This is a genomic window from Belnapia mucosa (assembly GCF_016775475.1).
Classification (GTDB): Bacteria; Pseudomonadota; Alphaproteobacteria; order Acetobacterales; family Acetobacteraceae; genus Belnapia; species Belnapia mucosa.
This window is the reverse complement of the sequence record NZ_JAEUXJ010000007.1, coordinates 1-12684: the sequence shown is the minus strand read 5'-3', so window position 1 is coordinate 12684 and position 12684 is coordinate 1. Positions and strand designations below refer to the sequence as shown.

Here is a 12684-nt window from a genome sequence, read left to right as displayed (position 1 = left end):
TTCAATCCCCAAAGCCCGCCTCGGCCATGCGGCCGTCGCGGTCCATCCGATATCGCTGGCCCTGCCACGTCACCGTGCCCCGGGCAAGCCCAACCGCCCATATAGCGAAGGAGAGCAGGTCGCGCAGCGGCAGAAGTGCCAGCCGGGCCATGCGCAGGGGGCGACCCAGCACCCCATCGACGGTGCCGACCAGAACCAGCCGGGCCACGAGCGCCAGCGCCAGCACCGCCCAGCCCCAAGGCGCCAGCAGCGCCGCCAGCAGCCCGGGCACCAGCGGATAGGTCAGCCCCATCCCCCAATAGCCCCGCGGGTCGAGCAGCCGGAGGGTCCGGGCCCAGCGCAGCTCATGCGCCAGCAGGGCGCCCGGGCCCGGTTCCGCCTGCACATGCTCCGGCAGCACCGGCGCCACCACCACCCGCAGGCCGAGCCGCCGCACCGCTGCCCCCAGCGCATGGTCATCGGCCAGCAGCCCGGCCAGGGCCTGGAAGCCGCCGATGCGCTCCAGCGTCTCGGCCCTGAGCGCCATGGTCGCGCCATAGCAACCATTGGCCCGGCCCATGGATTCGCCGAGGCAGGCATGCGGCAGGAACTGCCAGTCGATCCAGAGCGCGCCGAGCCGGGACCAGAGCCCGCCATCCGCCGGCTCCCCCCTATAGAGGCAGGTGACAAGGCCAACCGAGGGATCGGCCAGCGGCGCCGTCACCGCGGTCAACCAATGCGGCGGCACCCGCATATCGGCATCCGCCACCGCCAGCACCGGATGCGCCGCATGCTCCTCCAGGTTGACCAGCTGGGAGACCTTGCGGTTCGGCCCGTGCAGCCGGGAGTCGCGGATCAGCGCGGCCGGAATGCCGGGGCGCGCGGCCATCGCCGCCTCCGCCACCGGCCCGGCGCCATCCGCCGCATCGGGGATGGCAAACAGGACCTCGAAAGGCGCCGCATGGGCCTGGTCGAGGGTCGAGAGCAGGTTCTCGCGCAGGCCCGGCTCCGCCCGGTGCAGCGGTTTCAGGATGCTGGCCGGCAGCGCCGGGCCCGCCGCCGGGACCTGCCGGGCGAGGCGGCGCATGGCCCGCGCCGCCAGCAGCGCCGTCACCCCACCGGCGAGCGCCGCCAGGCTGGCCAGCACGGCGGCCAACAGGACCAGCAGGTCAAGCACGCGCGTGCAGCCGGAATGCCGGTCGCCTGCCGGTGCCGCCTTGGGCTAGCCTGCGACCTTCCCTGCCGGTTGTCCCCATGCCCCGCATTACCCCTTTGCTCGCCCTATGCCTTGCCAGCGGCCTCGCCGCCTGCGCCGCCCAGCCGAATGCCGGGCGGCAGATGGTGGCCTCGGCCAATGGCACCATCCCGCCGATGCAGGTCACGGCGCCGACCGACCCGACCGATCCGCTGGAGGCGACCAATCGCCGCGTGCTGGACTTCAATTTCACAGTGGACGACGCGGCGATCCGCCCGGCCGCGGTCTTCTACCGCAACTCGGTCGGCAGCTGGACCCGCACCCGCATCCGCAACGTGCTGAACAACCTGAACGAGCCAGCCGTCGCCGCCAACAGCCTGCTGCAGGGGCGGCCGCTGGAATCGGCCCAGACGGTGCTGCGCTTCGTCTTCAACAGCACGGCCGGGCTCGGCGGGATGTTCGACCTCGAGCAATTCGGCGGCCCGCCGCGGCTGGAGCGGGATTTCGGCCAGACCCTCTATCGCTGGGGCCTGCCGGATGGGCCCTATCTGATGGTGCCGGTCCTCGGCCCCTCCAACCCGCGGGAGCTGACGGGCTCGGTCGTCAACGGCTTCATGAACCCGATCAGCTACTTCATCCCGCTCGGCGCCAATCTTGGCCGCGGCGCGGTGGAGGGGCTGGATGTGCGGGAGCGGAACATCGAGACGCTGGACGAGATCCGCAACGGCTCGCTCGACCCTTATGCCCGGCTGCGCAGCCTCTGGCAGCAGCACCGGGATTCCGAGCTCGGGCGGACGACCACCGACTCGCTCGATGTGCTGGACGATCCCGGGGCGCCGGCGGCGCGCCGCTGACGCCCCTCATGCCGCCAACCCGCCCTGGGGGTTGGCGGCAGCCGCTTCATCCGGTCTGAGGCGCCTGCCTCAGGCGTAGCGCCGGCCAGCGACCGGCACGGTGCGGGTGCCCATCCGGGCACCGATCACCGCCGCCACCGCGCCGAGCAGCATGGCCGCGAAGGCCCAATAAGCCGCCACCGCCCCGGCCGTCGCCGCGGCATCGGCCGCCTCGCGGGCCTGGCGCTCGGCGGTCTGGGCCGCCTCGGTCGCCTGCTGCTCCACCTGCTGGATGCGGCGGTTCGCCTCATCGGCCGGGATATTGTACTCGGCGGAAACCAGCCGGCTCAGCCGGTCGCGGTCGCCCTGCGGCAGGCTGCCGTCGGTGACGCGGCGGGTCAGCATCTGGCCGATCTCGGCCTTGCGCTGGTCGCTGTTCATCGTCGCCGGATCGCCGCCGCCATTGAGGGCATTCTGCGCCCGGTCCACGATCTGGCGCGGATCGACTCGGCCGGCCATCTGGCTCGCCGGGCCCGCCGCGGCCGAGACTGCCTGCCCCGCGCCCTGCACCGCCCCGCCGACCAGGGAGGAGACGCCCTGCGCCGCCGTGCTCGCCGTGCCGGCGATGACATTGCCGAGCAGCACGGCCGAGAGCAGGTAGCCGAGGCCCCAGACCGCCAGCCCGTGCAGGGTGGTGTCCGTCGCCGTGCCGATGCCGGACAGCCGGGCTGCGACATAGCCGCCGACCCCGAGGCCGATCAGGTTCGAGACCAGCAGCCAGGCCCCGGCGGCGATGCCGGTATTGGTGGCGCTCGGCGAGGCGGCATTGGTCGCATCCACCGTGCTTGCGCCGATGGCGATGCCGAGAATCGAGAGCATGGCGCCGACCGCGACGGCGACGATGCCGCCGGCCAGGATGGCACCCCAGGAAACCCGGTGCAGCAGGGCGGGCGGCGCCTCCGCTACCCCGGTCGTCGTGCCGAGCGTCGGCGCGGCACCCATGGTCTGCATGGCCATGTCGGTATTCCCTGTGACTGGTTATGCCGCCGTGAACGCTGCCTTCCCGGGACAGTTCACGCGGCATAGAGCCGTTTGTGCCTTGCTCCCGCCACACCCCCGGTTCAAACCGCCCGCCGTCCTTGTTTGGTGCGGAATTCGCGATGCAGGTCTACCTGCCGATCGCCGAGATGTCGGTGGATGCCTTCCTGCTGGTCGGCATCGGTTTTGGCGTGGGTTGGCTCTCGGGCCTGTTCGGCGTCGGCGGCGGCTTCCTGCTGACGCCGCTGCTGATCCTCATCGGCATTCCCTCGCCGGTCGCGGTCGCCTCGGGGGCCAATCAGACCCTCGGCGCCTCGGTCTCCGGCCTCATCGCGCAATGGCGGCGGGGGAATGTCGACGCCAAGATGGGCGGGGTGCTGCTGATGGGCGGGGTGCTCGGCTCCCTGGCCGGAGTGCAGCTCTTTGCCCTGTTGCGGCGGATCGGGCAGGTCGACCTTGCCGTCTCGCTGTTCTACGTGGTCGTGCTCGGCACCGTCGGCGGGCTGATGGTGATGGAGAGCGTCCGCGCCATCCTCCGCCGCCGCAGCGCCACCAAGCGCAAGCTGCATGAGCATTTCTGGATGCACGGCCTGCCGCTGAAGATGCGGTTCCGGCGGTCGCGTCTCTATATCTCCATCATCCCGCCCTTCGTGGTCGGTTTCGGCATCGGCGTGCTCTCAGCGGTGATGGGCGTCGGCGGCGGCTTCATGCTCGTCCCTGCCATGATCTACTTCCTCGGCATGCCGACCTCGGTGGTGATCGGCACCTCGCTGTTCCAGGTGGTCTTCGTTGCGGCCAATGTGACCCTGCTGCAGGCGGTGCAGCTCGGCACGGTGGATATCCTGCTGACCATGCTGCTGCTGCTGGGCGGCGTCGCCGGCGCGCAATTCGGCGCCGCCATGGGCACCCGGCTGCGCGGCGAGGAGACGCGGGCCTTGCTCGGCCTGCTGGTGCTCTCGGTCGCGCTCAGCCTGCTCTGGGGCCTGTTGCGGACGCCGGCCAACCTGTTCAGCAGCGGGCCGGCCCTGTGATCGCTCGGCTGCTGCTGGCCCTGGTGCTGGCCCTTCCCGCCGTGGCGCGGGCGCAGGACCTGCCGCTGGTCGCCGCCCTCTCGCAGACTGCGGTCGAGGTCAGCACCGGCTTCACCGGCGCCTCGCTGATGGTCTTCGGCAGCACCGAAGGCCCGATCGGCCCGGGCGGGGACGAGGTCCTGGTAGTCGCCCGCGGCCCGACCCGGCCGATCGTGGTCCGGCGCAAGGTCTCTGTCGCCGGCCTGATCTGGGTGAATGGCCCCTCCGCCCGCTTCGCCCAGGTGCCGGGCTTCTACTTCATCTCCGGCACCCGCCCCGCCTGGCAGCTCCTGCCCGAGGATGAGCGGCAGCGGAACAGCCTCGGCCTCGACAGCCTGCCGCTGACCAGCACCGGCGCGCGCTCGCCCGCCTTCCGGGCCGCGCTGCTCGGGCTCGAGAGCCAGAGCGGCCTCTGGATCGAGGATGCCTCGGCCGTCGAGATCGCCGGCAGCCGGCTGTTCCATGCAAGGCTGCCGCTGCCGGCGGCGGTGCCGACCGGCGACTACCAGGTGGAGGTCCTGCTGGTCCGCTCCCGCCGGATCGTGGCCCGGCAGGAGCTCGCCTTCCGGGTGGACCGGGTCGGCACTGCCGACCGCATCGCCACCGTCGCGGAAGACCAGCCTTTCCTCTACGGTATCGCCTGCATCGTGTTCGCGGCGCTGGCCGGCTGGCTCGGCAGCGTCCTGTTCCGGAGGGGCTGATGGGCGAGACGCGGGAGCAGCAGGAGGCCGCGAGCAAGCGGGACCGGGTGTTCCTGGTGGTGGTGGATGACAGCCCGGAGCGGGAGGTGGCGCTGCGCTATGCCTGCCTCCGCGCCCGCAACGGCGGCGGCCGGGTGGCCCTGCTGCGGGTGATCGAGCCCGAGGGGCTGACCGAATGGGCCGGGGTCGGCGCCATGATGGCCGAGGAGCGGCGGGAGGAGGCGGAGCGGCTGCTCTCCGGCCTCGCCGCCGAGGTGAACGAGATCACCGGCGGGCTGCCCATCCTGCTGATCCGCGAGGGCCAGCCACGCGACGAGCTCCTGGCGCTGCTGGAGGAAGACCCGCGGATCTCGGTCCTCGTCCTCGCCTCCTCCGGCGATGGCGGCTCGCCGGGCCCGCTGATCGGCGCGCTGACCGGGCGCTATGCCGGCAGGCTGCGGGTGCCGCTCACCATCGTTCCCGGCAACATGGATGATGCGGAGATGGAACGCGTTACCTGAAGGGTCCGAAGCCCGGCCCGGCCCGCTGCACCGCGCTGCCCAGCGCCTCCAGCGCCGTCCGGCTGCGTCGGGCGACCACCAGCAGCGCCGGCAGCTCCCGCGGCTGGCGCAGCAGGGCGAGCGCCACGCGGCCGGCCGCCGGCCGGCCATCCGGGGTGAGGCCGACTGCGGCGGAGCGGGGCAGCACTTCCTCCGCCGTATCGGCCACCGCGCGCAGCGCGGCGAAGGGCAGCTTCCGGGCGGCTGCGAAGGCGGCGACCGCCTCGGTTTCCAGATCGACCACCAGGGCGCCGGTCGCGGCGCGGAGCTGGCGCTTGCGGGCCGGCTCCCCGACCACCGCGCTGGCGCCGGCCACCATGCCGAGCCGGGCGCCGCAGCTCTGGGCTAGCGCCGCCGACCAGACGGGATCGGCCATATAGGCCCCACCCGGGCCGCGCACCCGGGTCGCCACCACCAGGTCGCCGGTGATGAGGCTGGGGTCCAGCCCGCCGGCGATGCCGAAGCTCAGAACCCCGGCGATATCGTCGGGTGCCTGTTCCAGGAGGTGGCGCAGGCGGCTGGGGTCACCACCGCTGACGACGACGCGCAGGCCCGCCGGCAGCAGGGCTGCCTCCGACCGCATGCCGACCACCGCGAGGATAGGGGATGCCTCGGCCATAGGCTCCTCCTGTCATGCTGCGCTGCACTATAGGCAGGGCCGAGGCGCGCTGCACACCCCTTCACATGGCTTCAGCGCGGTCGTTGCGTTCCACGCCACCCGGCATCGCCAAGCCACGGGCGCGGAGGCAGTCCCGATAGGCCCGGGCCATGACGACTCTCGCCTCCTGGGCGATCCGGTCGTCGTTCACGGTATTGCCCGGCATGCGCTGGCGGTCGAGCGCCTTCATGGCCGGGGAGGACCGGGCCTCCTGCCGGCATTCGCGCTGGTCCTGGGTCTCCGGCTCGGCCGGGGCTGGGGCGCCGAACCAGGAACAGGCGCCGAGCAGCGGCAGCAGCAGCGCCAGACGGGCGGCGCGCCGCGGCCTCATGCCGGCTCCTCCCCGGCCAGCCAGTCCTCAATCAGCCGGCGGGCGATGCTGTCGGCGCGGGGCAGGGCGAAGCCATGCGCCTCCGGATTGCGGATCTGCTCGCGGGTGAACCAGCGGGCGTCGCGCAGCTCCTCCGGGTCGATGGTGATCTCGTCCGAGAGCCCCTCGGCATGGAAGCCGAGCATGATGGAGGCCGGGAAGGGCCAGGGCTGGGAGGAGTGGTAATGGACGGCGCCGACTGCGATGCCGGCTTCCTCCGCCACCTCGCGCTGCACCGCCTCCTCCAGCGTCTCGCCCGGCTCCACGAAGCCGGCGAGGGTCGAATACATGACGCTGTTCGGGAAGCGGGTGGAATGGCCGAGCAGGCAGCGCCCCTCCCGCACCACCAGCATGATGACGGCCGGGTCCGTGCGGGGGAAATGCTGGGTCCCGCAGCCGGTGCAGGCCATGGCATTGCCCGCCGAGCGTGGCTCGCAGCCCGCGCCGCAGACGCCGCAGAAGCGGTGCCGGGTGCGCCAGTGCATCAGCCCGCGGGCATGGGCGAGGACGCTCGCCTCGCCCGGCGGCAGCAGGCCGGCGACGGCGCGGAGATCGGTGAAGGCGCCCATGCCCTCGGGCAGCAGCGGCAGCGGATCCTCGGCGGCGGAGCAATCGACGGCGAAGACCGGCCGGCCTTCCCAGAAGCCGAGGAAGGCCCAGGGCCCGCCCGCCATGCGCACCGCCTCGGCCGCGGCGCCGGTCAGCAGCACGGCTTCCGGCTTACCCTCCTGCACGCCCTTCATCAGGCTGCGGCTGCGCCAGACCGGCGTGAAGAGGGTTTCGGGGCTCGCCAGGGCGCTGGCGATGAATTCGGCATCCTCGCGGCGGTTGGAGGCGCGGTCGAGGGGGCTGCCCGAATAGGCGTTGGGGCGGCTGGCGGGGATGGGGCGCATGCGGGGCGGACGGTGCCACGCGCGCGGGGCGGCGGCAACGGGCCCTATTCCAGCCGCGCGCCCGAGGCCTTCACCACCGCCGCCCAGCGCGGCAGGTCGCGGGCGATCGCGGCGCGCATCTCCTCCGCCCCGCCCGGCATCGGGGTGAAGCCCATCCCCAGGATGCGGTCCCGGATCTCCGGTGTCCCGGTCACGGCGCCGATCTCGGCCCGCAACCGGGCGATCACCGGCTCCGGCGTCCGCTGCGGCAGGGCGATGCCCCACCAGACGCTGCTCTGGAAGCCCGGCAGGTCGCAGGCCTCGGCGATGGTCGGCAGGTCCGGGATGGCCGAGGCCCGGCTGGCCGAGGTGATGCCGAGCAGCCGGACCCGGCCGGCCCGCCAGTCCTCCAGCACGGGGCCGGACTGGTAGAAGAAGAATTCGGCATCGCCCTGGTAGAGGCCGATCATCGCCGCCGGCCCGCCGCGATAGGGCACGTGCTGGATGTCGAGTCCCGTGGCGGCCAGGAATTGCGCTGCCGCCAGATGGGTGGAGGCGCCGCTGCCGCTGCTGGCATAGTTCAGCTGCCCGGGCCGGGCCCGGATCGCCGCCATCAGCGCCCGGCAATCCGTGTATTGCGGCCGCTGCACGGTGCTGACGGCGAGCACATTGGGCGCGTCGAACAGTGTCATCACCGGCACTAGGTCGGCCACCGTATCCACCGGCATGCGCGGGAAGATGGCCGGGTTGATGGTGAGCTGGCCAGAGGAGACGAGGCCGACGGTATGGCCATCCGGCGCCGACCGCGCCAGCGCCTCCATCGCCAGGTTGCCGGTGGCGCCGACCCGGGCCTCCACCACCACCGGCACCCCGAGCCGGGCCGAGAGCAGGGGCGCGATCAGCCGCAGATAGACATCGCCCGGCGTCCCGGCGGCGAATCCACCGATCAGGGTGATGGGGCGGCCGGGGGCGGGAAATTCCTGCGCCCGCAGCGGCGCGGCCAGCGCCGGCAGGCCGAGGAGGAGCAGGGCGCGCCAGAGGACGCGCCGGAAAAGCCCAGGCCGCGCGGGCATCGTTGCCATGTCGGGCGGAGTCGTGGTCATGCCGGAGAAGGTAATGCAGGACCTGGCATTGTGCGAATGGGGCGGAGGCATGATATGGTGCCCTCGGAAGGTCGGCGGTGGACGGGCTCCCCGCCAACCCGGTCAGGTCCGGAAGGAAGCAGCCGTAACGGGTTCTCGCCCGGGTCGCTTGCCGGCCTTCCACCCTTGAGGCATGGCGGGCCACCGCCCACAGGAACCCGCCCCGCGGATGTCGTCCACCCTCTTCGGTCCCGCCGATCCGCCGCCCGAGGAGGGCCTGCCGGAGCCGCCGGCGCCCGAGGGTCCCGGCCTCTTCGGTGAGGCGCCGCCCTTGCCGGCCGTCCCTCCGCAAGCCCCGATCGCCGCTCCCGCCCCCCAGACGCCCTATCGCGTCCTGGCCCGGAAATACCGCCCCAGCACCTTCGAGGAGCTGGTCGGGCAGGAGGCGCTGGTCCGCACCCTGCGCAATGCCTTCGCCCAGGACCGAGTGGCCCATGCCTATCTGCTGACCGGGGTGCGCGGCGTCGGCAAGACCACCACGGCGCGGATCATCGCCCGCGCCCTGAACTGCATCGGCCCGGACGGCAAGGGCGGGCCGACCCCCACCCCCTGCGGCGTCTGCCCGGAATGCATGGCGATCCTCGCCGACCGCCATCCGGATGTGCAGGAGCTGGACGCGGCCTCCAACAACGGCATCGACGATGTGCGGGAGCTGCGCGAGCGGCTGCGCTACCGCCCGGCCCAGGGCCGCTTCAAGGTCATCATCCTGGACGAGGTCCACATGCTCTCCACCGCGGCGTTCAACGCGCTGCTGAAGACGCTGGAGGAGCCGCCGGCCCAGGTGAAATTCATGCTGGCGACGACCGAGTTGCGGAAGGTCCCGGCTACCATCCTCTCCCGCTGCCAGACCTTCCACCTGAAGCGGGTGCCGCAGGCCGAGCTGCGGGCGCATTTCGAGCGCATCGCCGGGCTGGAGCATGTCTCGGTCGAGCCGGAGGCGCTGGCGATGCTGGCCCGCGCCGCCGATGGCTCGGTCCGCGACGGGCTCTCCCTGCTCGACCAGGCGATCGCCCTCGGCGGGCCGGAGGCGCAGGTCACCGACGAGGCGGTGCGGGACATGCTCGGCCTTGCCGACCGGGCCATGGTGCTGGAGCTGATGGAGGTGCTGATGGCCGGCGATGTCGCCGCCGCCCTCCGCCTGATGGATCGGGCGCATGAGCGCGGCGCCGACCCGGCCGTGGTGCTGCAGGACCTGCTGGAGCTGACCCATACCCTGACCCGGCTGCGCAGCGTGCCGGGGCTGAAGAACGACCCTTCGTTGACCGAGGGCGAGCGGACCCGCGGCGCGTCCCTGGCCGAGCGGCTTTCCGTCCCCGTGCTGGGCCGCGCCTGGCAGATGCTGCTGAAGGGCCTCGGCGAGGTGAATGAGGCGCCGGATCGCCGCGCCGCAGCCGAGATGGTGCTGATCCGCCTGGCGCATGTGGCGGAGTTGCCGACGCCGGGCGACCTGGTCCGCCGCCTGGCCGAGGGCGGCGCCGCCCCCGCCGGCGCGTCACGGCCAGCCCCGCCGGGCAATGGCGGCGGATTGCGGGCCATGGGCGGCGGTGGCGCGGTGCTGGCCGATGCGGTGGCGGCGCCGGCCCTGGCCCAGCCGCAGAGCTGGCGCGAGGTGGTGGCGCTCGCCTCCGGCCGGAAGCCGATGCTGCATGCGCATCTGGTCCATAGCGTCCATCCGGTGCGGGTCCAGCCCGGGCGGATCGAGATGCGGGTGCAGGCGGGCGCGCCGCCGCAGCTCGCCGCCGAATTCTCTGCCCTGCTGCTGGAGCTGACCGGCAATCGCTGGACCATCGCCCTCTCCAATGCCGAGGGCGAGCCGACCCTCGCCCAGCAGGGCCGTGCCGCGGAGGCCGGGCGGCGCGAGCTGGCGCAGAGCCATCCGCTGGTGCAGGCAGTGCTGGCCGCCTTCCCCGGCACGGTGATCGAGGCGGTGCGCGACGCCGCGGCCGATGCCTATGGCCTGGTCGATTCCGGCCCGGCCGCCGCCGGCGCCGAGGATGAACCGCCCGATTTCGACGATGTTCCACCCCCCGAAGACGACGACAGGGAATAGGTCCGCGCCATGAAGAACCTCGGCAACATGCTGAAGCAGGCCCAGCAGATGCAGTCCCGCATGGCGGAGATGCAGGCGAAGCTGGACGCCACCACCGTCGATGGCGCCGCCGGCGCCGGCATGGTGACGGTGACGCTGACCGGCAAGGGCGACCTGAAGCGCGTCTCCATCGACCCGAGCCTGATGGTGGCGGATGAGCGGGAGGTGCTGGAGGACCTGCTGGTCGCCGCCCATGCCGATGCCAAGCAGAAGGTCGAGGCCATGATGGCCGAGGAGATGCAGAAGGCGACGGCCGGGCTGAACCTGCCGGGCGGCCTGCCCGGCGGCTTCAAGCTGCCCTTCTGAACGCCCGCGCGGCGGCATGAGCGACTGGCCGGGCGATCCGATCGAGCAGCTGGTCGGGCTGCTGGCGCGCCTGCCCGGCCTCGGCCGGCGGAGCGCCCGGCGCGCCGCGCTGAAGATGCTGATGCAGCCGGACCGGGTGATGCTGCCGCTGGCTGCCGCCTTGCAGGCCGCTGCCGCTGCGGTGCAGCCCTGCCGCATCTGCGGCAATCTCGATACCCGCAATCCCTGCGGCATCTGCCGCGACCCGCAGCGGGATCGTGGGCTGATCTGCGTGGTGGAAGGCGTCGCCGAGCTCTGGGCGCTGGAGCGGGCGCATGCGCATCGCGGCCTCTATCACGTCCTCGGCGGCACGCTCTCGGCACTGGGTGGCGTCGGGCCGGAGGATCTGGCGGTGCAGCCGCTGCTGGCGCGGATCGCCGGCGCGGGCGAGGCGGAGCGGGTCGAGGAGGTGATCCTGGCGCTGCCCGCGACCGTGGATGGCGCGACGACGGCGCATTACCTCTCGGACCGGCTGGTGGGCAGCGGGGTGCGGGTCACGCGGCTGGCCCAGGGCGTGCCGATGGGCGGGGCGCTCGACGTTCTGGATGAGGGGACATTGGCGGCGGCGTTGAAGGCGCGGCGGGACCTGTGACCTTCGGCAAGAAAGAGTTCACCTCCTTTGCCTAGCCTCACACGGCTTCACGCATGGGTGATTCCCGCGCGACAAACTGTTAGTAAGGCAGCCGAACAGGCCGCAGCATCTCAGGCAACGGAATTCCCATGGTCGCGCCTACGCCCTCGGACGGCAACGACACCCTTAGCGATTCGGACTACGGCGACACGCTGGCCGGATTGGCGGGCGACGACAAGCTCATCGGCACCTATGGCGTCAACCTGGATGGCGGACAAGGGAACGACACCCTCGTTGCAGGCGGCTGGGCCAATACGATCACCGGCGGTTCCGGCCAGGACCTCATTCAGCTCGGCTTTCCGGTCTATCTCTATGGCGGTCCGGGAGACGTCATAACCGTCACGGATTTCGCGGCGGGATCAGGCGGCGACCGACTGGATCTTATCAGCCTTCTGAGCGTCGTCAGCGCTGGCGGCGGGGATGTCTCGAACCCTTTCGGTTCCAGCGGTTATCTCCAAATCCGGCAATACAACGATGATACCTTCATCGATTGGGATGAAACCGGCGGGGCCAACAGCTTTGTCCCGCTGATGAAGCTGGTCGGGGTCCATGCCGCAGCGCTGATCAGCTTCAATCTCGGCTTCGACCCCGCCGGCACCTCGTTGCAGGGCCAGTTGGTCACCGGTACGGGGGACGACAATTCCGCGCTGACGGGCGGTTCAGGTAACGATACCATCCTGGGTCTCGCGGGCAACGACAAGCTTACCGGCTTTGAAGGCAATGATAGTCTGGATGGCGGCATCGACAACGATACGCTCGATGGCGGCCTCGGCAACGACACGCTGCTTGGGAACGACGGCAACGATTCCCTGGCCGCCAGCGCCGGCAACGACTCCCTTGATGGCGGGGCAGGCAGCGATACGCTTTCTGCCGGCGGCGGCCTGGACAGCACTCATATACTGTCGGGCGGCGACGGGAACGACAGCATAAGCCTCATCGGCGCCGGTATAATCGCCGGCGGCCTTGGCGATGACCGGATCGATATCGCCTTCCTCAGCCAAGCCAACCTGATCCAGGTCGACGGCGGCGACGGCAACGACACGATTACTGCCACCGACGACGTCCCCAACGGCAGCGCCAGCCTTGCAGGCGGCAACGGCAACGACCAAATCTTCGCTGGCAACAGCGGCCTTTTCAATATGCAGGGCCTCGCCGGCGACGACACGCTGTCTGGCAATGCCGGCAAGGATACGCTGGACGGCGGCACCGGCGCCGACAGCAT

At 71.7% G+C, this 12684-nt stretch carries 14 protein-coding genes and 1 other RNA gene; 9 read left to right on the top strand and 6 right to left on the bottom strand.

What is annotated here, in order from left to right; translation table 11 throughout:
• Position 1: 1 nt before the first annotated feature.
• Entirely contained in the window at positions 2-1156 is a 1155-nt protein-coding gene (hpnI, locus tag JMJ55_RS16865; protein WP_202826754.1) for a bacteriohopanetetrol glucosamine biosynthesis glycosyltransferase HpnI, read from the bottom strand.
• Between the two features lie 77 nt (positions 1157-1233).
• On the opposite strand from hpnI, the gene JMJ55_RS16860 reads away from it, so the two are divergent.
• On the top strand, positions 1234-2028 hold the full coding sequence (locus tag JMJ55_RS16860) for an MlaA family lipoprotein (RefSeq protein ID WP_202826753.1): 795 nt from the start codon (positions 1234-1236) through the stop codon (positions 2026-2028).
• Between the two features lie 69 nt (positions 2029-2097).
• On the opposite strand, the gene JMJ55_RS16855 is transcribed toward JMJ55_RS16860, so the two are convergent.
• Entirely contained in the window at positions 2098-3024 is a 927-nt protein-coding gene (locus tag JMJ55_RS16855) for a hypothetical protein (RefSeq protein WP_236033787.1), read from the bottom strand.
• Positions 3025-3167: 143 nt separating this feature from the next.
• Between JMJ55_RS16855 and JMJ55_RS16850 the strand changes: the two genes are divergently transcribed.
• The 3 genes from JMJ55_RS16850 to JMJ55_RS16840 are packed head-to-tail and all read left to right on the top strand — an operon-like array spanning position 3168 to position 5316.
• Positions 3168-4076 (top strand): sulfite exporter TauE/SafE family protein, encoded by a 909-nt coding sequence (locus tag JMJ55_RS16850; RefSeq protein WP_202826752.1) that lies wholly within the window; start codon positions 3168-3170, stop codon positions 4074-4076.
• Positions 4073-4816: a TIGR02186 family protein gene (locus JMJ55_RS16845; RefSeq protein WP_202826751.1), complete on the top strand. Its 744-nt coding sequence runs from the start codon at positions 4073-4075 to the stop codon at positions 4814-4816. The genes JMJ55_RS16850 and JMJ55_RS16845 overlap by 4 nt, the downstream gene beginning before the upstream one ends.
• Positions 4816-5316, top strand: coding sequence for a universal stress protein (locus JMJ55_RS16840; protein ID WP_202826750.1), 501 nt, complete (start codon positions 4816-4818; stop codon positions 5314-5316). Before JMJ55_RS16845 ends, JMJ55_RS16840 begins: the two co-directional genes overlap by 1 nt.
• Here the strand turns inward: JMJ55_RS16840 and JMJ55_RS16835 are convergent.
• The 4 genes from JMJ55_RS16835 to JMJ55_RS16820 all read right to left on the bottom strand — a co-directional run bounded on the left by JMJ55_RS16835 (position 5309) and on the right by JMJ55_RS16820 (position 8337).
• A complete protein-coding gene (locus JMJ55_RS16835) occupies positions 5309-5974 on the bottom strand; it encodes a phosphorylase family protein (protein ID WP_202826749.1) in 666 nt (221 codons plus the stop codon). The genes JMJ55_RS16840 and JMJ55_RS16835 overlap by 8 nt on opposite strands.
• A gap of 61 nt (positions 5975-6035) precedes the next feature.
• Positions 6036-6344, bottom strand: a complete 309-nt coding sequence (locus tag JMJ55_RS16830; protein ID WP_202826748.1) for a phosphoribosylamine--glycine ligase — start codon at positions 6342-6344, stop codon at positions 6036-6038.
• Complete coding sequence (gene nudC, locus JMJ55_RS16825; protein WP_202826747.1) at positions 6341-7276, bottom strand: NAD(+) diphosphatase; 936 nt, start codon at positions 7274-7276, stop codon at positions 6341-6343. Before nudC ends, JMJ55_RS16830 begins: the two co-directional genes overlap by 4 nt.
• A 44-nt stretch (positions 7277-7320) precedes the next feature.
• Complete coding sequence (locus tag JMJ55_RS16820; protein ID WP_236033786.1) at positions 7321-8337, bottom strand: Bug family tripartite tricarboxylate transporter substrate binding protein; 1017 nt, start codon at positions 8335-8337, stop codon at positions 7321-7323.
• A gap of 89 nt (positions 8338-8426) precedes the next feature.
• Here JMJ55_RS16820 and ffs point away from each other — a divergent pair.
• From ffs to JMJ55_RS16795, 5 genes are all read left to right on the top strand, one after another.
• An RNA gene (ffs, locus tag JMJ55_RS16815) (signal recognition particle sRNA small type) lies at positions 8427-8519 on the top strand.
• A gap of 47 nt (positions 8520-8566) precedes the next feature.
• A complete protein-coding gene (locus tag JMJ55_RS16810; RefSeq protein WP_202826746.1) occupies positions 8567-10447 on the top strand; it encodes a DNA polymerase III subunit gamma/tau in 1881 nt (626 codons plus the stop codon).
• Positions 10448-10456: 9 nt separating this feature from the next.
• On the top strand, positions 10457-10792 hold the full coding sequence (locus JMJ55_RS16805; RefSeq protein ID WP_202826745.1) for a YbaB/EbfC family nucleoid-associated protein: 336 nt from the start codon (positions 10457-10459) through the stop codon (positions 10790-10792).
• Between the two features lie 16 nt (positions 10793-10808).
• Entirely contained in the window at positions 10809-11423 is a 615-nt protein-coding gene (recR, locus tag JMJ55_RS16800; protein WP_202826744.1) for a recombination mediator RecR, read from the top strand.
• Between the two features lie 128 nt (positions 11424-11551).
• The coding region (locus tag JMJ55_RS16795) for a calcium-binding protein (protein WP_202826743.1) at positions 11552-12684 on the top strand (1133 nt) is incomplete at its 3' end.